The organism is uncultured Mucilaginibacter sp. (genome assembly GCF_903893715.1).
Classification (GTDB): Bacteria; Bacteroidota; Bacteroidia; order Sphingobacteriales; family Sphingobacteriaceae; genus Mucilaginibacter.
This window is the reverse complement of sequence record NZ_CAITNG010000112.1, coordinates 33,184-52,901: the sequence shown is the minus strand read 5'-3', so window position 1 is coordinate 52,901 and position 19,718 is coordinate 33,184. Positions and strand designations below refer to the sequence as shown.

19 protein-coding genes are annotated in these 19,718 nt (G+C 43.0%); 10 read left to right on the top strand and 9 right to left on the bottom strand.

Annotation, left to right across the window (positions count from 1 at the left end; translation table 11 throughout):
• Positions 1 to 54 precede the first annotated feature (54 nt).
• Positions 55 to 2,001, bottom strand: coding sequence for a redoxin domain-containing protein (locus QZX97_RS12610; RefSeq protein ID WP_295650340.1), 1,947 nt, complete (start codon positions 1,999 to 2,001; stop codon positions 55 to 57).
• Positions 2,002 to 2,248: 247 nt separating this feature from the next.
• Here QZX97_RS12610 and lysA point away from each other — a divergent pair, with 247 nt between their 5' ends.
• A complete protein-coding gene (lysA, locus tag QZX97_RS12605; RefSeq protein ID WP_295650343.1) occupies positions 2,249 to 3,469 on the top strand; it encodes a diaminopimelate decarboxylase in 1,221 nt (406 codons plus the stop codon).
• 70 nt (positions 3,470 to 3,539) lie between these two features.
• Here lysA and QZX97_RS12600 read toward each other — a convergent pair whose 3' ends face one another.
• The gene (locus QZX97_RS12600; protein WP_295650346.1) at positions 3,540 to 4,250 is read right to left on the bottom strand and encodes a hypothetical protein; all 711 of its coding nucleotides are present in this window, start codon (positions 4,248 to 4,250) and stop codon (positions 3,540 to 3,542) included.
• A gap of 501 nt (positions 4,251 to 4,751) precedes the next feature.
• Here QZX97_RS12600 and QZX97_RS12595 point away from each other — a divergent pair.
• Positions 4,752 to 6,107 (top strand): GH1 family beta-glucosidase, encoded by a 1,356-nt coding sequence (locus QZX97_RS12595; protein ID WP_295650348.1) that lies wholly within the window; start codon positions 4,752 to 4,754, stop codon positions 6,105 to 6,107.
• Here the strand turns inward: QZX97_RS12595 and QZX97_RS12590 are convergent.
• Together QZX97_RS12590 and QZX97_RS12585 are read right to left on the bottom strand one after the other, a co-directional pair.
• Positions 6,104 to 7,051, bottom strand: coding sequence for an aldo/keto reductase (locus tag QZX97_RS12590; RefSeq protein ID WP_295650351.1), 948 nt, complete (start codon positions 7,049 to 7,051; stop codon positions 6,104 to 6,106). The two genes, QZX97_RS12595 and QZX97_RS12590, sit on opposite strands and share 4 nt — an antisense overlap.
• An 8-nt stretch (positions 7,052 to 7,059) precedes the next feature.
• Positions 7,060 to 7,299 (bottom strand): hypothetical protein, encoded by a 240-nt coding sequence (locus QZX97_RS12585; protein ID WP_295650353.1) that lies wholly within the window; start codon positions 7,297 to 7,299, stop codon positions 7,060 to 7,062.
• Positions 7,300 to 7,409: 110 nt separating this feature from the next.
• On the opposite strand from QZX97_RS12585, the gene QZX97_RS12580 reads away from it, so the two are divergent.
• From QZX97_RS12580 to msrA, 3 genes are all read left to right on the top strand, one after another.
• Positions 7,410 to 7,628 (top strand): DUF3820 family protein, encoded by a 219-nt coding sequence (locus QZX97_RS12580; protein ID WP_295650356.1) that lies wholly within the window; start codon positions 7,410 to 7,412, stop codon positions 7,626 to 7,628.
• Between the two features lie 99 nt (positions 7,629 to 7,727).
• Positions 7,728 to 9,458 carry a polysaccharide lyase family protein gene (locus QZX97_RS12575; RefSeq protein ID WP_295650357.1) on the top strand — a complete coding sequence of 577 codons (1,731 nt, stop codon included), beginning with the start codon at positions 7,728 to 7,730 and terminating at the stop codon, positions 9,456 to 9,458.
• Positions 9,459 to 9,555: 97 nt separating this feature from the next.
• On the top strand, positions 9,556 to 10,206 hold the full coding sequence (msrA, locus tag QZX97_RS12570; RefSeq protein ID WP_295650359.1) for a peptide-methionine (S)-S-oxide reductase MsrA: 651 nt from the start codon (positions 9,556 to 9,558) through the stop codon (positions 10,204 to 10,206).
• Between the two features lie 94 nt (positions 10,207 to 10,300).
• Here msrA and QZX97_RS12565 read toward each other — a convergent pair whose 3' ends face one another.
• Positions 10,301 to 10,912, bottom strand: a complete 612-nt coding sequence (locus tag QZX97_RS12565) for a WbqC family protein (protein ID WP_295650362.1) — start codon at positions 10,910 to 10,912, stop codon at positions 10,301 to 10,303.
• Positions 10,913 to 10,954: 42 nt separating this feature from the next.
• On the opposite strand from QZX97_RS12565, the gene QZX97_RS12560 reads away from it, so the two are divergent.
• Together QZX97_RS12560 and QZX97_RS12555 are read left to right on the top strand one after the other, a co-directional pair.
• Complete coding sequence (locus QZX97_RS12560) at positions 10,955 to 11,839, top strand: lysophospholipid acyltransferase family protein (protein ID WP_295650364.1); 885 nt, start codon at positions 10,955 to 10,957, stop codon at positions 11,837 to 11,839.
• Positions 11,836 to 12,867 carry a glycosyltransferase family 2 protein gene (locus QZX97_RS12555; protein ID WP_295650367.1) on the top strand — a complete coding sequence of 344 codons (1,032 nt, stop codon included), beginning with the start codon at positions 11,836 to 11,838 and terminating at the stop codon, positions 12,865 to 12,867. The genes QZX97_RS12560 and QZX97_RS12555 overlap by 4 nt, the downstream gene beginning before the upstream one ends.
• Before the next feature lie 62 nt (positions 12,868 to 12,929).
• Here QZX97_RS12555 and QZX97_RS12550 read toward each other — a convergent pair whose 3' ends face one another.
• The 3 genes from QZX97_RS12550 to aroQ form a co-directional block, all read right to left on the bottom strand.
• The gene (locus tag QZX97_RS12550; RefSeq protein ID WP_295650369.1) at positions 12,930 to 14,132 is read right to left on the bottom strand and encodes an iron-containing alcohol dehydrogenase; all 1,203 of its coding nucleotides are present in this window, start codon (positions 14,130 to 14,132) and stop codon (positions 12,930 to 12,932) included.
• 146 nt (positions 14,133 to 14,278) lie between these two features.
• The gene (locus QZX97_RS12545) at positions 14,279 to 16,831 is read right to left on the bottom strand and encodes a mechanosensitive ion channel domain-containing protein (RefSeq protein WP_295664688.1); all 2,553 of its coding nucleotides are present in this window, start codon (positions 16,829 to 16,831) and stop codon (positions 14,279 to 14,281) included.
• Between the two features lie 11 nt (positions 16,832 to 16,842).
• Positions 16,843 to 17,262, bottom strand: a complete 420-nt coding sequence (gene aroQ, locus QZX97_RS12540) for a type II 3-dehydroquinate dehydratase (protein WP_295650374.1) — start codon at positions 17,260 to 17,262, stop codon at positions 16,843 to 16,845.
• Positions 17,263 to 17,299: 37 nt separating this feature from the next.
• Between aroQ and xerD the strand changes: the two genes are divergently transcribed.
• The 3 genes from xerD to QZX97_RS12525 are packed head-to-tail and all read left to right on the top strand — an operon-like array spanning position 17,300 to position 18,840.
• On the top strand, positions 17,300 to 18,223 hold the full coding sequence (gene xerD, locus QZX97_RS12535; protein ID WP_295650376.1) for a site-specific tyrosine recombinase XerD: 924 nt from the start codon (positions 17,300 to 17,302) through the stop codon (positions 18,221 to 18,223).
• Positions 18,224 to 18,262: 39 nt separating this feature from the next.
• Positions 18,263 to 18,463 (top strand): hypothetical protein, encoded by a 201-nt coding sequence (locus tag QZX97_RS12530; RefSeq protein ID WP_295650379.1) that lies wholly within the window; start codon positions 18,263 to 18,265, stop codon positions 18,461 to 18,463.
• A complete protein-coding gene (locus QZX97_RS12525; protein WP_295650381.1) occupies positions 18,445 to 18,840 on the top strand; it encodes a type II toxin-antitoxin system VapC family toxin in 396 nt (131 codons plus the stop codon). The genes QZX97_RS12530 and QZX97_RS12525 overlap by 19 nt, the downstream gene beginning before the upstream one ends.
• Here the strand turns inward: QZX97_RS12525 and prmC are convergent.
• Positions 18,815 to 19,687 carry a peptide chain release factor N(5)-glutamine methyltransferase gene (gene prmC / locus QZX97_RS12520; RefSeq protein ID WP_295650384.1) on the bottom strand — a complete coding sequence of 291 codons (873 nt, stop codon included), beginning with the start codon at positions 19,685 to 19,687 and terminating at the stop codon, positions 18,815 to 18,817. The two genes, QZX97_RS12525 and prmC, sit on opposite strands and share 26 nt — an antisense overlap.
• Positions 19,688 to 19,718: the final 31 nt, after the last annotated feature.

Genomic DNA, 19,718 nt, shown 5'->3' with positions numbered 1-19,718 from the left:
AAAAGGGGTCGGCATAACATGCCGGCCCTTTTTTATATAAGTTATCAAGCCTGTTTACTTCTCTTCTGTCTTCACGTTCATCGACACCTTTTGATCAGGGTTCGATGTCATGTCGATCATGGCCGAAACCTCGTCGAGCAAACCTTCGGCTGTGCCCGAGAAGCCAACATGTTTAAAGCGAATATTCCCCTGCCCATCGATAATAAATTTGGTAGGAATGCCTTGTACATCAAACGCTGTAACTACTTTGGCTTGTTTGCCATCAGCGTTTTTTTCGTCCATCAATACGTGGAAAGTGTATTTATTATCGGCTATAAACTGTTTTACGCCGGGAAGGTAATCATCGCCGTTTTCCCAGGTATCAACAAACAGGAATTTTACGTTGGGGTTATCTTTAAATTTGGTAACAGCCAATTGCATGCCAGGGAACGATGCTTTGCAAGGGCCGCACCAGGTAGCCCAAAAATCAACGATCACTATTTTGCCTTTTAACGATGCTAAAGATACTTCGTTGCCGTCAAGGTCTTTCAGTGCGAAGGCAGGGGCAGGCTGTTTAATCATCTCTTTGGCAAGCTTAGCTTTCAAGGTCTGGTCCGAAGTGTTTTTAAGCGCTGCGAAGTAATCATCAAACCCCTTGTCCGATCCTTTATCTTTAACATACATTTCTTTAAGCGCCGCGTTCATTTCTTCTGATGATTTACCATTTTTCACCGCATCTTCCATTACCGAAGTTGCCTTTTTGGTATCACCGGTGGCTTTTAGCAGCATGGCATAATGCCCTGTAACTTCGGCATCTTGTTTTGGTGCATGATCAAATATCGCTTGCATTACGGCCAGCCCTTCAGCAAATTTGCCTTCTTTATATAAAATGAAGGCATAGCTGTCAGCATAGCCATCGTAAGTGCCCTGCATTCTCTTTTTGTTTGCTTCAGCTGTGTAAAAAGGTGCCGGACCATTCATTCGCTCTGTGGTATATGTAAGCACCTGTTTAATCATAGCCTCGTCTTCATCCAGCTTTTCACCCTTTTTAGCTTGGTCGTAGGCCAGGTTATTCAAACCGGGAGCAAGATTGATCTTGTTTTTTACCTGGGCGGCAATGCGGTTATAGTTTGCCATATCGCCTTTGGCAAGGTAAGCCGAAGCTAATTGTACCCTGAAATTATCCTGTATGGTTCCCTTATCGCTACTCTCAGGATATTTTTTAATGTAAGCATCGTAAAGCTCTTCTTTTTTGGCAGGGTCTTTTTCCATGTTAAATGCTAAGCCTGCCGCATTCTTCACCATTTCGCCATCGGGGAATTTTGCTTTTATAATGGCTTTTATAGAGTCGGAAGCCGAAGGCATTTTAAGCCTGGTATACAAGTTTCCGGCAAGTATCATGTTCTTTTCATCGCCGCTTGCGGCAAGTTTGTTCACTTCGGTTTTGGCAAGCGCAATATTCGCATCATCTTTCGATGCCATGAGCATCGAAACATACATTCCCGCGTCCGAACTATTATCAGGGTACAATTCAAATTCCTTTTTGTAAAGCGCGGCGGCACTAGCGGCATCGCCTTTGATCTTTGCTAAACCCATGCCCATTCCACTGCCCAGCGTATAACCTTCGGCCCCATAAGCGCCTTCAACGGGCTTACCCCGCTTGTAGAGCAGGTACATATAGCCCTTGTCGTTATTGTTATCTATTGTATTGTCATCTGTCGCCAGTTTTATAAAAAAAGCCTTTGCGGTTGCCGGTATGTTAATGCTGCCACTTAGCATGCCCCCTGCAGGTTTTAAATTAATATCGTCAACAGGGTAATCTTTGCCGTCAATGTAATGGACCTCGGCTACCGTGATCTTTTTACCATCAAGCGGGGAACCCGTCGGGTTGTAGGTGAAATTTACTGTTGAGCCGGGAGCAGGCTGCTCGACCGAAAGCTTTAAATGCGCATCCGACTGGGCGAACGCGCCTTGTACCGCCATCATGCAGGGCAATACGAACAGCAAGGTATGTTTTTTCATAAACTATTTTTTTAGTTAAGGTAAAATATTTATTTGAGAATGTCAAGTAATATTTGTGAAATATTAAAAATAGCCTGCTGATAATGAGTAGGTTGTTGTGTAAAATGGCGTTTTCGGGTAACGTTAAGCTATTAATGGGGTTTCCAAATTTAATTTCCCCTTTACCTTCTAAAAGCCTAATTTTGCCGCTTCAGTAAAATCAATATATATATCTTCCATTTTCTATCGTCCATATTACGTCAAATAAATGTTCAATATTCATACCCTTACACGTTTTCAGCAATTGGAAACACCCTTTTACTATTACGATCTAAATCTTTTGGGTAAAACCCTGGAGTCCTGCAGCGCTGCTTCGGCTAAGTATAACTTTCATGTGCATTATGCCATGAAGGCCAATTTTAATCCCAAAGTGTTGGAGCTGGTACAATCGCATGGTTTTGGTGCCGATTGTGTGAGCGGGGGCGAGGTGAAGGCGGCCATTCAATATGGTTTTGATAAGAGCAAAATAGTATTCGCCGGGGTAGGTAAGTCGGACAAGGAAATAAACGAGGCGCTAGACCGTGATATATTTTGCTTTAATGTGGAATCGGTGCAGGAACTGGGCATTATCAATAATCTGGCGAAAGCCAAAAACAAAATGGCCAGCGTGGCTATACGCATCAATCCCAACGTTGACGCGCACACGCACCATTTCATCACTACCGGGCTTGAGGAGAACAAATTTGGGGTAAACACATGGGAGTTGCCGGCGGTGGTTGATGCTTTAAAAAAGTGCGACAGCCTTGAGTTTTTGGGTATCCACTTTCACATCGGTTCGCAAATTACCGATATGGAAGTTTATAAAAACCTGTGTATCAAAGTAAACGAGTTGCAACAGTGGTTTTTAGATAACGGATTAGCCATTAAAGTGTTAAACCTGGGTGGTGGTTTGGGTGTGGATTATCACAATCCGGATGAAAATCCTATAGGTGATTTTGAAAGCTACTTCAAAGTGTTCCATGACAATTTAGACATCAAACCAAACCAGGAAGTGCATTTTGAACTGGGAAGGGCATTCGTGGCGCAATCAGCTTCGCTGATATCGCGCGTGCTGTATGTTAAAAACGGCATTAACAAAAACTTTTTGATATTGGATGCAGGCATGACCGAACTGATTCGCCCGATGTTGTACCAGGCTTATCACGAGATTGAAAATTTGAGTGCCGCAGGCAGAATCGAGAATCAAGAATCTAGAATCAAGAATGAGGAAAAAAATATCCTGACTCTTGATTCCGGACTCTTTACTCGAACAAAATACGATGTAGTAGGCCCTATCTGCGAAAGCACGGATTGTTTCCGCAAGGATGTTGAATTGCCCGAATCGTTTCGTGGCGACCTGATTGTCATCCGTACCGCAGGCGCTTATGGCGAGGTAATGGCATCCGGCTATAACCTGCGCGACAGGGTTACGAGCGTATACTCGGAGTAATTACAACCTGTAACCGAAGCCAAGCGTGAGGGTAGAGAAATTCTGAACTTCAGCAACAAAATGCACACGGTTAACTCTGAAGAAAAAAAGCACCGGATATGCAATAATCCCTATTATCGGTAGTTGTATTATAAAAACCATTTGGGTCGTTCGAGTTATATAAATTTTGATTTCCAAATACTGAACCGATAAACAACCTATACCCATATTGTGTGTTCAGGTCTCTTTGATTATGCCAAATAATTTCGCTGGTTAGGCCTACAGTTAACAATCCCGTGTTGGCGTTGGTATAAAAGCCCGGTAAACTTTGGGCGTATTCTCTAAAGCCCGCATAAGCACCAAATTCTTTACTGTAGGAAGCCTCGATGCCCAATAGTCGCAGGTCGGTCCGGCCGGAAGGTGTGTAAACATTAGCCGAGCCCCTGATGCCAATGCCAGAAAGGTATTTATTGGTAAAATAACCTGGCTGATAATTTGGTATCGAGGTGTTTTGATAGTTTCCAAAAAAGCCATAACCACCATACGCAACGTTGAAATTTTGAAAGGTATTTGCACGGCTAAAGCTTGCATGACCAATTAATACATTATCTTGCTGGTTTACACCACTGCCTATACTGATAGCCCCCGAAACATAATTGGCATTCTTTACCGAGTCGGACGACATTGGTTTGTACTGGTAGGCAATATCGCTTTTGTAGAGGGCAGGGGCATAAATATGGTCGTTGCAGGCACAAAATAGCAATGATATAATACAAAGTGATGTCGTAATAATTCTTTTCATCGGGTAGATTTTAAGTACACTAACTTAATGTTTTTATTTTAAAAGTATTGCAGACACGATTAAAAAGCTATTACAGTCATACCAACGTCAATTAAAAGTCGTTTTATCTCAAATTGAAAAAATACAGCCTGTAAAATGTATATTTATCAAGCAAAAAGTACTTCCCCTAATTTTTTGCTAATTGTTTCGATGTGTGCCCGGCACATCTACTCCCGGTAATAGTTTATTTATACCTGTTTTCTGTCCAATCGTTTGTTAACAAACAAATGACGTTGTTTTCATCTTGGCTTAATAAGTAACGGTTAATTTTATATATTTAAACAACAACAATGAAATTATCTTTAAACATCTTCATGCTGATCAGGACTATCAAAAAAGCGCTCTTTTTGAGGAGCATGCGTTCGTCATTTATGCACTGAACTGAATTTATTAATTTTTTTCTGTCTGATATTGAATTAAAATTTAGAGTTTAGGCACAAAATTGATTTGCCCGGACTGTTAATGAGTGCTGATATCGAAAATAATAACCTTAAAAAAGCCCACTTCGGCGATGATTTTGCCTGGGGCGTTTCAGTAGCTGCACAACAAATAGAAGGTTCCGCCGATGTTGATGGCAGGGGAGAATCAGTTTGGGATGTTTTTTCTGCAAAAAAAGGCAAGATACTCAATAACGATACGCCAGAGATAGCCTGCGACTATTATAACCGTTACCGCGAGGATATCCTCCTCATCAAAAAACTAAATATTCCCAACTATCGGTTTTCCATTTCATGGCCGCGCATCTTACCTAAAGGTATGGGCACGGTTAACAAGGCCGGTATTGATTACTATAACCGTATTATAGATTTTTGCCTCGAACAAGGTATTGAACCTTGGGTAACAGTTTACCATTGGGATTTGCCTTACGAACTGGAAATACGCGGCGGCTGGACCAACCGCGAGATACTGAACTGGTTTAGCGATTATGTGCGTATTTGCGCCCAACACTTTGGCGATCGTGTAAAACACTGGATGGTGATGAACGAACCTGCAGTGTTTGTTGGTGCCGGTTACTTTTTAGGCATACACGCCCCCGGGCGTACAGGTATTCGTAATTTTTTACCCGCAGTGCACCATGCGGTTCTGGCTATGGGTATAGGCGGACGAATATTACGAGAAATGTGCCCCGATGCCGAAATAGGTACCACATTTTCTTGCTCTTATATAGAGCCATACTCGCAAAACAAACGCGATGTTGATGCTGCAATACGTGCCGATGCCTTTATCAACCGCCTTTTTATCGAAGCCGTGTCGGGTATGGGTTACCCAACAGAGGTGAAGGTGTTTAGCGAGATAAAAGAATTTATGAAGCCCGGCGATGCCGAACTGATGAAGTTTGATTTTGATTTCATCGGCATCCAAAATTACACGCGCGAAATAGTCAAATCAACTATTTTTGTCCCGTATATAGGAGCGAAACTGGTAAAAGCGAAAGAACGCAAAGTGGCCGAAACGGCCATGGGTTGGGAAGTATACCCGCCGGCTATTTACGAGGTCATAAAAAAATTCAGTGCCTATCCTGAGGTAAAAAAAATCATCATCACCGAAAATGGAGCTGCTTTTCCGGATATGGTTATTGATGGTGAAGTTGACGACGCTCAACGCCTGGAATATCTGCAACAACATATGGCACAGGTGCTAAAGGCAAAAAACGAAGGCGCGAAAGTTGCCGGTTACTTTATTTGGTGCCTGATGGACAACTTTGAATGGGCCGAAGGGTACCACGCTCGTTTCGGTATTATCCATGTGGATTTTGAAACGCAAAAACGTACCATTAAATCATCCGGTAAGTGGTATGGGGAGTTTTTGAAGGGTTAATACGCCGAAGCATCATCCAACAACGTCAACGCTTTACTATCCAATTTCAATTCCATTGCTTTAAACATATCCTGTAGCTGCGCTACGCTTGTTGCGCTTGCGATTGGGGATACAACTGCCGGGCGCGCAAGCAACCAGGCCATGGCTACCTGCGCAGGGTTAGCGCCGTATTGTGCAGATACCGCATCCAAAGCTTTTAATATTTTAAAGCCGCGCTCGTTAAAGTATTTTTTATTGCTTGCGCGTTTTGTTTTGGCTAAATCGTCTTCGGTGCGGTATTTTCCTGTTAAAAATCCGCTCGCTAACGAATAGTAGTTGATAACGCCGATATTGTTTTCGAGGCAAACGGGCAGCATGTCTTTTTCAAACACCTCCCTGTCGTACAGGTTATATAAAGGTTGTAGCGTTTGATATTCGGCCAGGTTAAACTGCTTGCTTACTTCAAGCGATTCAGCCAAACGGGCGCCTGTGTAGTTGGATGCACCAATGGCCCGCACTTTCCCTTCTTTTATTAATTCGGTGTAAGTTTCCAATGTTTCGCGCATCGGGGTATGGGCATCGTCAGTATGCGATTGGTACAGGTCGATATAGTCGGTTTGCAGGCGTTTTAACGAGTCTTCTACGGCGCGGTAGATATAGTCGCGCGATAAGCCCTTCTTTTCGCCACCCATGTCCATACCCACCTTGGTGGCAATAACTATTTTATCGCGCTTGCCACTTTGTTTCAACCATTTGCCGATGATGGTTTCTGATTGTCCGCCCATGCCGTTATGTGCCCAGGTGCTATACACATCAGCCGTGTCGATAAAGTTGATACCGCCATCGGTAAGGGCGTCCAATAGTTTAAACGATGCGGCTTCATCAATCGTCCAGCCAAAAACATTACAACCGAAGCAAACGGGACTAACTGTGATGCCCGACTTACCCAAATTATGCATATCCATGGTGATATTTATTTTGATTGTAAGGTAGCAATTTTATCCGCCAATTCGTCAACCCAACCTAACAGATATGGCTCTGAGCCGTCAATGCGTATCCAATCACCATTGATATCTTTAGCAATAATGATGTGCAGGGAGTTGTCTATCGCATCAAATTTGTAGGTTTCAGGGTATGGCGAATCGGGCAGTTGGCTCACTATGCCATCTATCATATCATCTGTACCGGTCAGGGTGGTTTCGAAGGTTTTCATTGGTTCTGTTTATATCGGTTACAACACGGGCTATGTCATTCTGTTTTGATAGAAGAGTACTTAATTTGCTGTGCTCTGTTATATTTGCAAGGAAACGATATACATTTACCTTGAACCCCGAAATACTAAAAAAACTAATGATAACCCCTATGCCTTATGGCAAGTATAAAGGGCGCATGATATGCGACCTGCCGGTTTACTACCTGGAATGGCTGTATGCCAAAGGTTTCCCTCCGGGTAATTTGGGGATGTTGCTGCATACCATACACGAAATAAAAATCAACGGTCTGGATTATTTGTTGTTCCCGCTGCGTGGAAAGGCAAAATAACCTAACATAAATGTTGCATAGTTTTATACCAGATCATAACAGTTTAATCCTGTCGTTATCGTAAGTTTATGTTCCCATTGTAAAACCAATTTTAGTGTAATGCGCCTTAAATTATTTTTGATCACCCTGGTGGCGGGAATGCTTTTATCCGCAAGTTTGTTAGCCGCCGATTCTGTTGTGGTATCGCAGGATGATAACAGGATAACCCTTGCTAACGGTCTTGTTGAAGTGACCTGGAATAAAAGCAACGCCGACCTGATATCGATAAAAAAGAACGGCGTTAGTTTGCTTGGAGCCAAAGGCCGCGGATATTTATTAGGCCCGGGCTTTTCTATGTGGCCGGCAACGTTTAGCATTGTTAAACAAACGCCAGATATGGTTGAGCTTAGCTTTTACCATGTTGGCAGTAATCATTTTCAGTACGATTTGCATTATGTGTTGCGCTCAGGAATATCCGGTCCGTATTGTTTTTTGATACAGAGCCATAAAAAAGAAGACCCATTAGGCGATTACGGGCAGACCCGCTGGGGTTTAAGTGCCGATGAAAACTTGTTTGATTACCATTTAGTAGGCGACAACCATCAGGGGCCTATGCCCAAAATGGCATCACTGACCAACCAGGTACAGGATTGGACATTTCGGTTTCCTGATAGTACTTATTACACCAAATACGACTATGCAGAATATATTGAAGGAAGGCATGTACATGGTATGGCCGGGCAAAAGTCGGGCTATGGTATATTTATTATACAATCGAGCCACGAGTATTTGCAAGGTGGGCCCACAAAACAATATCAAACAGTTCATGCCACGCCATACCTCATCTGTATGTTTAACGATGGTCATTTCTTGTCGGATAAAAGACCTGACGACAGCAAGATAACGGGCGATTGGGTGAAGTTGAGTGGGCCGTTCCTGCTTTATATCAATTCAGGAAAGGATGTGAATACCGTTTGGGCCGATGCAAAGAAACAATGCCTCGAAGAAATAAGCAAATGGCCATATAAATGGATGAATAATTCGGAGTATCCGTTGGAGCGTGGCTTAATAAAAGGGGTACTAAAGTTTGCCGACGGTAAGCCTGCGGCCAATGCCCATGTTATTATTGGTGCACCTGGAATGGATTGGCAGGCACAGCAACGAGGTTATATGTGGTATACTACGGCCAATGCTAATGGTAGTTTTATAATCAAGAACGTTAGGCCGGGAAATTACAGCTTGTACAGCTATTGTACCAACATCACGGATGATCTTACTATGAATAACGTCAGCGTTACTGTTGATAAAGAAACCGATTTAGGTGATATTTTATGGGCGACCAAGAATTACAGAAAATTGTGGCAGATAGGAATTGCAGACAGGTTTACCGATGGTTTTAAATTGAGCGACCACAAGCGATATTATGATGTTTTTACAAAAGTTCCGGCCCATTTGGATTATATCGTTGGAAAAAGCAAACCTGATGAAGATTGGTATTACGCGCAGACAAAGCCCGGTAGTTGGAACATTATTTTTGATGTGAAAGAGGAATACAAGGGCGAAGGTGTTTTAACAATTGGCATAGCAGGGGCTACCAAAAACGCCCAGTATGATGTTTTGTTAAACGGTGCTAAATTGGGTAAGTATTATTTTGGTAACGATGCAAGTATATACCGCTCGGCAATAAAGGGTGGTTATTATCAGAAGTTAGAGGTTAAGTTTGCAGCAGACTTATTAAAAACGGGTAGTAATAAAATTACCTTTGAAATGCCAAATGTAAAGCCTGGCGGCGGCGTTATGTACGATGTTGTAAAACTCGAAATAAACGACAAACCATTGGACGCGCAATAGGGCGTAGTAAAAAGGAGCCCGAAATGACAATTTGTTTTGTAAGGTTAGCAACTGCACCCCGTCTAAATACGTAAATTGTACTAAGAATTAAGAGAATATGAAAAATTTAAGTTTGTTTTTATTGGGTGTATTATTGTTTTGCGGTTGCGCTAATGGCCAATCGGAAGACCATTCGTTCGCTAAGTTACCTGCCCCAAAAGAAGGCGAGAAGTTAGCCACCTTTGCGGGAGGTTGTTTTTGGGCCATGAGCGAGGCCATGAGCGAATTAAAAGGCGTGAACAAGGTGGTTGCCGGCTTTTGCGGCGGTACAGTTAAAAACCCAACTTACGAGCAGGTTTGTGAGAAAAACACGGAACATGCCGAGTCGGTTGAGATTTATTACGACCCGAAAGTAATTACCTATCAGCAATTAGTGGAGGCATTTTTTTACGCACACAACCCGACCGAGTTAAACTACCAGGGCCCCGATGAAGGCGACGACTACCGTTCGGAAATATTTTACCGCACACCTGAAGAAAAGGCCATTGTGATGGACGAAATAAAAAAGGTGAACGCGAGCCATCATTACGGTGCTGCCATTGTTACCAAGGTTGAGCCTTTCAAAGTGTTTTATCCTGCCGAAGTTTACCATCAAGGCTATTACCGCCTACACCCCGAAAGCGGCTACATACAAAGTGTTTCGGTACCTAAAGTGATGAAGATGCGTAAAGCGGTGCCAAATTTGTTGAAACCGGAGTTTGCTAAATAAGCCAGCCCCACCCAAACCCTCCCCGGTAAGGAGGGCTTTAAATAAAAGCTTTCGAAAGTCTCCCCCTTCCGGGGGAGATTTAGAGGGGGCTGGTTTATATGTAGGTCATCGCCTGCGGCCCCTGGTTAAACAGCAAATCTACAATGCTCAGGTTTTTTAGAAACCCATGACGCTCTTCGAATAATTGGAAATATGGTTTTTGGTTAAAATTGCTTTCCTTTTTTGGTGTGATGCTTAACCTTAAATCTGCCCTTTCGGGATATTGCTTTTCGTAGGTTTCTGTAAATGTTAACCCGGGTTTAAGTTTCAGCAGCTTTAATATTAACCTCAACAATTGCTCGTTATAGTCGAAAAGGTATTCGAAACGTTCGGTATAAAAGCGAACAAAATCATCCTCATAAAACTCAAAGTAGGCGGAGCGGCGGTAGCAGTTTTGCAGGCTCATCCAATGCAGGCGCTGCCATTTAAAATCGTAGCTTATCTTCACATCCTTTATTTTGGTATGCAATTTTGAGCCTTTTACAACAGGAACGGTTAGGGCCAGCATACCATCTGGCGAGTAAATATGCGCACGGTTGCGGTAGGTTTGTTTTATCAGGTGTTCTTCTTTTTCAATTAACAGGTTAGTCTTGTGCGTGTTCAGCTCTACAAAATAAGCGACCGGAGGTAAATAAAACATTGGCAAAACAGCGCCTTCGTGGTACATATATATTTTTTATGTTTGTGATCTGGTTATTTTGCAAAAATAATGATTAAAAAAGGGCTTTCAGGTTTAGTTTTCTTCTTTTTATACCTGATATCGTTATTGCCCTTTTGGCTGCTTTATTTATTGGCCGACCTGATATACCTCATCCTTTACCACATTACAGGCTACCGGCGCGAAACCGTAAGCAGCAATCTGCGTAACTCTTTTCCCGAAAAGGATGAAAACGAACTGAAAACCATAGAAAAGCGGTACTACAAATACATGGCCGATCTGATTGTTGAAACCATAAAAATGCTCACCATCTCCGAAAAGGAAGTACTGCGCCGTATGCCGTTAACCAACCCGGAGCTGGTTGAAAAATATTGTAAAGAGGGCAGGAGCATGTTTGCAGCTGTAGGGCACTATTGCAATTGGGAATTGTGTGTATTACGTTTCAGCCTGATACCTCAGTACAAAAAAATAATGGTTTACAAGCCCTTGAATAACAAGGAATCGGACAATTACTATCAGAAAATGCGGGGCCGTTTTGGTGTTTTGCTGGTGCCTATGCGCAATACTTTACGTAAATTGGTTGAATTGAAAAACGAATTGACTTTCACTGTTTTGGCATCAGACCAGGCGCCGGTTAAACACGAGGCACAATATTTTACACGATTTTTAAACCAGCCTACAGCATTTTTTATGGGTGCCGAAAAAATGGGGATTATGTTTGACAGTGTTGTTTTGTTTGGAGATGTAAAATATTTGAAACGTGGCTATTATGAATATACATTTGTGCCGCTGGCCGAAAACCCAAAGCAAACAGCCCCTAACGAAATAACCGAACTTTATGTTAAGCACCTGGAGGATATGATAAAACGTGAACCCGCGTATTGGTTATGGTCGCACAGGCGATGGAAATATAAACCGGAGGACCTGAACAGATGAGCCATCCCAAAGTATCCATCGTCATATTAAACTGGAACGGAAAAAAATACCTCGAAGATTTTTTACCGTCGGTATTGGTATCCACGTATCCCAACTTTAACATCGTTGTTGGCGACAATGCTTCTACGGATGGTTCTGTTGAATTTTTAAAGCAAACATACCCTGGTATCGTCATCGTGCAAAACGATGCGAATTATGGCTTTACCGGAGGCTATAACCGGGTGCTGGAGCATGTAGATGCCGACTATTACATCCTGCTCAACTCAGACATTGAAGTGGTGCCAGGATGGATTGAGCCCGTCATCGACCTCATGAAAAGCGACGAACTGATAGCGGCGGCGGCACCAAAAATCAAATCGTTTAAAGAGAAAACTCATTTTGAGCATGCAGGGGCGGCAGGGGGCTTTATAGACCATTTTGGCTATCCGTTTTGCCAGGGCCGTATATTTTTTGACATTGAGGAGGACAGGGGCCAGTACAACCAATCGAAAGAGGTGTTTTGGGCGTCGGGCGCGGCATTGTTCATCAAAAAGAAATATTGGGATGCGTGCGGCGGTTTTGATGAGCGCTTTTTTGCCCACATGGAAGAAATTGACCTGTGCTGGCGTTTAAAAAACATGGGACTGAAAGTAATGTACTGTGCCGAATCGGAAGTGTACCATGTTGGCGGCGGCACTTTGAACGCGGAAAATCCTTTTAAAACCTATCTCAACTTTAGGAATAATCTTACGTTGCTCAAAAAAAACCTGCCGTTTTGGAGGGCGCTCTGTATCATCCCCATAAGGTTGTGCTTTGACTTTATCGCTTTGCTGCGTTTTTTAAGCGAAGGCAAGCGCAAAGATGCCTGGGCGGTAAGCCGCGCGCACCAAAGCTTTTTCGCGAGGCTGTTCAATAAAAGCGTAACGACGGTAAAATCGAGCGAGCGGAACTATAACCTGCACGGCATGTACAAAAAGAGCGTTATCATCGCGTTCTTTTTGAAGCACAAGAAACATTTTACCGATTTGGACGGCCAAGACTTTATGTAACAAAAAAACCACTTAACTAAAGTAAAATGGCTTTTTTAGGTAGATTGGTTGGAAAATACTGTTTAGTAAGCCAGGCCCGAATGCTCTAAAGTGCGTTTAGCAAACAGGATTTCGTAATAAGCATGCTTGTAGATGGTTTTGATATCGTCGATAGTTACATCGCGCGGGTTACCGCCGGTACATACATCAAGCATCGCCTGCGCGGCAAGCTTATCGATGTCTTTTATGTTGAACGCAGTTTCGGATAGTTTAGGGATATTTAGCTTTGCCGCCATTTTTGCCAGGTAAGTGATCGTTTCGCGACGGGCTTCTTCTTCACTTATTTCACTGGTATCAATACCCAGTGCCTCTGCTATTTTGGCAAATTTCTCAACACACACAATCGAGTTAAACTCCTCAACATAGGGCAGTAATATAGAATTGGCTACGCCATGTGGCAAATTGTATTCGGAGCCGAGCTGGTGCGCCATGGAGTGCACAATGCCCAAACCACAATTTGAGAAAGACAGGCCGGCCACATATGATGCCCAGGCCATTTTTGAACGCGCCTCAATATCGGTGCCGTCAGTAACCGCTTTTTCGAGCGACTCGCCGATGAGCTTAATAGCTTCTAATGATAATGTTTCGGATAGCCTGAAAGCTCCCCTGCAAATATACGACTCGATGGCGTGTGTCAATGCGTCCATGCCTGTGGCAGCGGTTAATCCGGCCGGCATTTTCACCATTAATTCAGGATCGTTTACAGCCACGGTAGCTAATGAGTTAGGGTCGACCATTACCATTTTTACTTTGCGTACCTCATCTGTAATTACGTAGTTCACGGTAACTTCTGATGCTGTCCCTGCAGTAGTATTAACCGCAACGATAGGTACTGATTTTTTTGCCGATTTGCCAATACCCTCATAATTTACAATGTTACCGCCATTGGTAAATAATATACCGATTGCCTTTGCGGCATCTTGCGGCGAACCACCACCGACTGATAACAAGCTATCGCAATTGTTTGCTTTAAATATTGCCAAGCCGTCGTTAACGTTTTTGCAGGTAGGGTTAGGTTCAACATCGTCAAATATTACATAGTCAATTTTGGCTTTATCTAAAACAGAAGTTACATTGTTTACCACGCCCACAGCGCGCAATACTTTATCGGTAACCAACAGTATTTTTTTGAAGTTTAGTTTTTTGATTTCGGTGCCAATTTCTTTAACCGCTCCCGGCCCAATTAAGTTAATTGCCGGCCAGTATATTCGCCTGATAGTGTCCATAATATAATTTTTTAAATGCTTTTTTTGTAACAAAGCAAATATAAGCGGACGCTATTGGGGGATAAATAACCGTCGTCATAGAAGAAGATGATACTTATCTGTAAGTTGATATTCAAATAAGTACTTATCTACCAAAAATGTGATGATCAGCCGTTTTTATCGGGCAGAGCAGGCGGGGTTTTGTCGGCTTTTTTAATCGATCCGGTTTTATACTCATCGGAAATCAATACCTGTACGGGGCTTGTACCGTGAAGTATCTCAATGCCTTGTTTTGCAAATTCCGAATATATTTTGCTTAAAACGCTGCTTTTCAGCCTTAGCCAGTTATTGATGTCTTCGGCCCAGAAAAACAACCTGAAATCGACAGAGGTATCACTGAAATTGTGGACAAAAACAGATGGCGCCGGTGCTTTCATCACATCATCATGGTTGTTGATGATGTCCTTCAGTATTTCTTCCGCTTTTAGCAGGTCGGTGCCATATTCAACCTTTATGATAAGTTCGATGCGGCGGTTATTGTCGGTCAAAGTCCAGTTGATCAGTTGCTGCGATATCAGTTCGCCATTGGGGATGATCAGTTCGGAGCCATCGCCAATATTGATTTTGCTGGAGCGGATACCGATTTCTTTTATAGTGCCCGAGCGTCCTCCAATTTCTATTACATCGCCTATTTGCACCGGTTTCTCAAAGGCGAGGATGAAACCCGAGACCAGGTTGTTTACTATATTTTGCAAACCAAACCCAATACCTACACCCAATGCGCCTATAACCAAAGTTACCTCGCTCATGGGTATGCCCGCGGCCACAATAGCGATAAAAAAGCCTGCTGTAAAAATTGTCAGCCTGATGAGCAGGATAGAGGAGCGGGTTTTTTTGGCCTGTGGAGTGAGTTTAGTTTGTTGCTGCGCCGAAAAATCGTAAAAATAGCTGATAATCTGCGCGATGAGACCCGACAACCAAATGACGAAGAAAAACAGCAATATTTGCCCATAGGTGTAGGGTGTGGTGTTAATGGTGTGCTGTTGGGTCAAAAGGTCCTTGACTTCGTCGAACAGGTAATCGTCGATGGTAAGGTTTTTGGCCAAAGCTACCAGCCATAGTATACCAGCTATTTTGATCAGGATGTCTTTGAATTTTTTTTGCAGCACCTTGAAATCGAGAAAGGAAACTACATCCAGGCTTCCGGGTTTTTTGTTCGATTCCAGTTGTAAAAACAAGCCTTCCATCAGTACTTGTACCAAGACGTAAAGGCCCATTGCGAGGCACAGATTAAAGGTTGCCGTTGCCCCGATTATTTTTGCCAGGCTAAAGCGCCCAAAAACGTTTAGTATGATGGATAAAGCGTGCAAACCGATGAATATTTTAACGAAAAGGCCCAAATATGGTGGATAAGTTTCAGGAGCGCCTTTTAAATGTTTTAACAATCGCAACGAAACATATATGGCTACGGCCGAGAGCAGCAATACCAACAACCTGTCGGCATTGGTGATAAATATCATCAAGTTGCTAATAGTGAACAACAATGCCAATGGCAGTAAGGCTATCCACAAATTGTATAACGGTTTTGGCCAGTTGCTTTTGATGAGGGGTCCTAACGCTATCATCATGATGAACAACATTGTTTGGGCAAATATTTGCGCAGGATGGTCGTAAAAATAGGGAGCGACTACCGAAACTACTACCAATGTGGCAAAGTAGGGGTATTTTACAACATAGTGTATTTGGTCGAATATGTTTTTATGCTCATCCTTGGTACGCATCAACCTTCGTCTCGTGCTGAATATCCATGCAAAAAATACTATCAGCAGTAATATACCTATTGCATGCGGCCAATAGTTTGACCGGCTGATAAAAAAGTACTTGTATAGGTTTGCGTTAAGTTTGGATGTTTGTACAATAGCTGAATCTAACCTTGCAGTCCCTTTATTGGCACTCATGTCCCACAGGTAGCCATATTCGTTGGTCAGCGTGTTTAAAGCGAACTGGTGTATTTTCAAATCGACTTTGTTATCCAGGTCGATGAGTAAGATGGACAATGCCGAAACCCTGTCGGCTAATTTCCCAATCCTGATATAGCCTTTTTGGTTAGCAAGGTCTATCGCCTTCCATTTTTGCTTTAAATCCTGTATCTGCAAAAAGCATTTTACCATCAACGCGCTGTCGGTAGGTATTACTTTTAATGTAGTATCGTTATTAAAGGCGTAAATTTTCGAGCGCACGGTATCCAGCGCATCGTTATAGGTATTTATCTGCTCTTGCCACTGGTCCGTTTGCTCGGTCAGGTGGTCTATCATGTCGCGAATGGTGACGATATAGCCCATAGTGCCCGATTTTTCGATGGTGGTTTTCATCACGGCCAGGCGTTTTTCAATCGCAGGTAGGCGCTGGCTCATATCGAGCGTATCGAAGCCCGTGCTTATCTCGGAATTGATGTCGACGTATGAGCTTGTGTAAAGCTCTATTTTGTTGAGCAAATCGTTGAGCGCCCCATCCGAATGTTTGAACGTACGTATCATCGCGTCGCGCTGCAACTGTTTTTTGCGAAGTGAATCGCGGAGCGAGTTGTTTGCTTTTTTCTTCGCTGTTTTTGTTTTTACTACCTTTTGGGTATCAACTTTTTGCGCTTGCACATCCTGAACGACGGCAAATGACAGACCGCTAAGCAGGAAAACGGATACGAGTTTAAACAGGATACGCATGGCTTACAATATTATTGTTTTATGAAGTATTCTATTCCGAGGCGATACGAATCCATACCAAAGCCGACTATCACGCCTTTGCAATTGGCGGCCAGCATAGATTGATGACGAAACTCCTCGCGCTTATAAACGTTTGATATATGCACCTCGATAACAGGGGTTTTTATGCCTGCAATGGCATCGGCAATGGCGATGGACGTGTGGGTATAAGCACCCGCGTTCATGATGATGCCATCGTAGCTAAAACCAACTTCGTGCAGTTTGTTGATCAGTTCGCCCTCCACATTGCTTTGGTAATAGTCTATCTGTACTGCCGGGAATTGTGCCTTTAAGTCCTTTAAGTAATCTTCAAAGCTAGCGCTGCCGTAAATAGATGTTTCGCGCACGCCAAGTAAGTTTAAATTTGGTCCGTTGATAATTTGTATCTTCATCAGTTCAAACATAATCATAAAACAGCAAAACAAAAAGGTGGATTGGCAAGCGGCAAAAAAAGGTTTTCGTTCGTATTTAAAGCTGGAGCGTTCGCTGTCCAACAATTCGGTGGATGCGTATCTGGGCGACCTGGATAAGCTGATTCAATTTGCCGACAGTAAATTGGTGCCGCTAAAACCAGAAACTATCGGTCACCGCGATTTGAGCGATTTTATCGGCTGGGTGAATGAGCTGGGTATGCTACCCTCTTCGCAGGCGAGGGTCATTTCGGGTATCAAGGCTTTTTACCGCTACCTGCTGTTGGACAACCAGATACATAGCGACCCCTCTGAACTGATAGAAGGACCTAAGTTGACCCGTAAACTGCCGGATACCTTAAGACTCGCGGATATTGATAAATTAATCGATGCCATTGATTTATCGAAACCGGAAGGCGCACGTAATAAAGCGATGCTGGAGGTATTGTATGGCTGCGGCTTGCGGGTTACGGAGTTAACAACGCTGAAGATATCGAACCTGTACCTCGAGATTGATTTTATCAAGATAACCGGAAAGGGCAACAAGGAGCGGCTGGTGCCGATAGGCTCGCAAGCCGTTAAATACTTAAAGCTATGGCTGGAAGAAGTGCGGGTGCATGTGCCCGTACAAAATGGGGAAGAAGACATTGTTTTTTTGAACCGCCGTGGCAAAAGATTATCAAGGGTATATGTGTTTTTGATGATAAAAGACCTGGCCGAAAGGATAGGGTTGAAGAAAAGCATTAGTCCGCACACGTTCAGGCATTCATTTGCAACCCATTTGATAGAAGGCGGCGCCGACCTGCGCGCCATACAGGAGATGCTGGGCCATGAGAGCATTACTACGACCGAAATTTATACGCATTTGGATAGGGAGTATTTAAAGAGTGTGATTATCAGCCATCATCCACGGAGTTCGGGGAGAAAGGCGAGGGATGAATAAATAAAAAAACGTATATTTGTTATATCGGAGGATGCAATAATGGAAACACTTGTAATAGAATTGACTAATAGTAAGGCTTACAAACTTTTGCAGGATATGGAAGAGTTGAACCTTATAAAAGTGATCAAGAAAAAAGTTAAGATATCTGACCTGAAAGGTAAACTAACATCGTCGATGAGCAACGAAGAGATCGATGCTCAACTAAAAGAATTACGTGGAGAATGGCAGCGAAATTTTTGATTGACACCTCTGTTGTAATTAAATATCTTAAAGAAATATTGCCTGCCGAAGGAAATTCACTTTTGGATAATATCCTTGATGAAGAATCAAATATTTCCTTCATAACAGAGATCGAATTGCTAGCATGGAACTTGCCACATGATATAGATCTGGATGTTTACAAATTATTTATAGATAATTCAAATGTTATTGGTATTTATAGCAGCATCATCTCAAAAACCATCGAAATAAGAAAAACGCATAACATAAAACTACCCGATGCCATAATTGCGGCGACCGCTTTAGTGAATAATATGACGCTGGTTGCAGACAATGATAAGGATTTCAAAAAGGTAACCGAATTGAAGTATATCAACCCTTCAAAATTGATTTCTTAGCTTTTATCATCCTATCTTTCCCCCGAATATCCTGTCTTAACTCAATATCCTTAAAGCCTTTATCGTGCAATAATTCAACGGTTTGTTTGCCGAGGTTTTCGTTTATCTCAAAAAAGAGCAAGCCGTTGGGTTGCAGGTTTTGTAGGGCAAAATCAGCAATGGCGCGGTAGAACAGCAGCGGGTCGGTATCGGGTACGAAAAGTGCATTATGCGGCTCGTGGTTGAGCACGTTTTGATGCATAGCCAGTTTTTCGTGTTCGGTGACGTAGGGTGGGTTGCTGATGAGTATTGCGTATTGCGTACTGCGTATTGCGATGGGCGGGTTTAATATATCGGCTTCAATAAAATCAACGTCAACTTCATTCAGTTGCGCGTTTTGGCGGGCGGTTTGTAAAGCCGCGGGTGATATGTCTAACCCTGTTAGCTGGGTTTGAGGAAGGTGTTTTTTTAATGCGATAGGGATGCACCCGCTGCCGGTACCAATATCTAAAATGTTTCTGACCCCCGATTGCTGACCTCTGACTTCCGACAACACCCATTCCACCAGTTCCTCTGTTTCGGGTCTTGGGATGAGTACCGATGGATTTACTTTGAACGCCAAGCCATAAAATTCAGTATGGCCCAATATGTATTGTACCGGTTCTCCGGTTTGCAGCCGGGTGATGATGTTTTGCATTTTTTGGATCGCTTGCCCATCTAATTCTCTATCCGGAAAAGCGCGGAGCTGGGTTTTTGATAAATTCGATACATCGCTCAATACCAGGTATTTGATGCTGTCTACTTCGGGCTGATCGTACAGGTTGGAAAGCGTATCGAACATTTTTAAGGCCTGTGCAATAGTAATCATCCTGCAAAGAAACATAAATTATACCTTTGCA

What these genes read in the sequence shown, in the direction of transcription:
- QZX97_RS12610 (WP_295650340.1), bottom strand. Translation starts at nt 2,001, where the DNA reads ATGAAAAAACATACCTTGCTGTTCGTATTGCCCTGCATGATGGCGGTA.
- lysA (WP_295650343.1), top strand. Translation starts at nt 2,249, where the DNA reads ATGTTCAATATTCATACCCTTACACGTTTTCAGCAATTGGAAACACCC.
- QZX97_RS12600 (WP_295650346.1), bottom strand. Translation starts at nt 4,250, where the DNA reads ATGAAAAGAATTATTACGACATCACTTTGTATTATATCATTGCTATTT.
- QZX97_RS12595 (WP_295650348.1), top strand. Translation starts at nt 4,752, where the DNA reads ATGAGTGCTGATATCGAAAATAATAACCTTAAAAAAGCCCACTTCGGC.
- QZX97_RS12590 (WP_295650351.1), bottom strand. Translation starts at nt 7,051, where the DNA reads ATGGATATGCATAATTTGGGTAAGTCGGGCATCACAGTTAGTCCCGTT.
- QZX97_RS12585 (WP_295650353.1), bottom strand. Translation starts at nt 7,299, where the DNA reads ATGAAAACCTTCGAAACCACCCTGACCGGTACAGATGATATGATAGAT.
- QZX97_RS12575 (WP_295650357.1), top strand. Translation starts at nt 7,728, where the DNA reads ATGCGCCTTAAATTATTTTTGATCACCCTGGTGGCGGGAATGCTTTTA.
- msrA (WP_295650359.1), top strand. Translation starts at nt 9,556, where the DNA reads ATGAAAAATTTAAGTTTGTTTTTATTGGGTGTATTATTGTTTTGCGGT.
- QZX97_RS12565 (WP_295650362.1), bottom strand. Translation starts at nt 10,912, where the DNA reads ATGTACCACGAAGGCGCTGTTTTGCCAATGTTTTATTTACCTCCGGTC.
- QZX97_RS12560 (WP_295650364.1), top strand. Translation starts at nt 10,955, where the DNA reads ATGATTAAAAAAGGGCTTTCAGGTTTAGTTTTCTTCTTTTTATACCTG.
- QZX97_RS12555 (WP_295650367.1), top strand. Translation starts at nt 11,836, where the DNA reads ATGAGCCATCCCAAAGTATCCATCGTCATATTAAACTGGAACGGAAAA.
- QZX97_RS12550 (WP_295650369.1), bottom strand. Translation starts at nt 14,132, where the DNA reads ATGGACACTATCAGGCGAATATACTGGCCGGCAATTAACTTAATTGGG.
- QZX97_RS12545 (WP_295664688.1), bottom strand. Translation starts at nt 16,831, where the DNA reads ATGCGTATCCTGTTTAAACTCGTATCCGTTTTCCTGCTTAGCGGTCTG.
- aroQ (WP_295650374.1), bottom strand. Translation starts at nt 17,262, where the DNA reads ATGAAGATACAAATTATCAACGGACCAAATTTAAACTTACTTGGCGTG.
- QZX97_RS12530 (WP_295650379.1), top strand. Translation starts at nt 18,263, where the DNA reads ATGGAAACACTTGTAATAGAATTGACTAATAGTAAGGCTTACAAACTT.
- QZX97_RS12525 (WP_295650381.1), top strand. Translation starts at nt 18,445, where the DNA reads ATGGCAGCGAAATTTTTGATTGACACCTCTGTTGTAATTAAATATCTT.
- prmC (WP_295650384.1), bottom strand. Translation starts at nt 19,687, where the DNA reads ATGATTACTATTGCACAGGCCTTAAAAATGTTCGATACGCTTTCCAAC.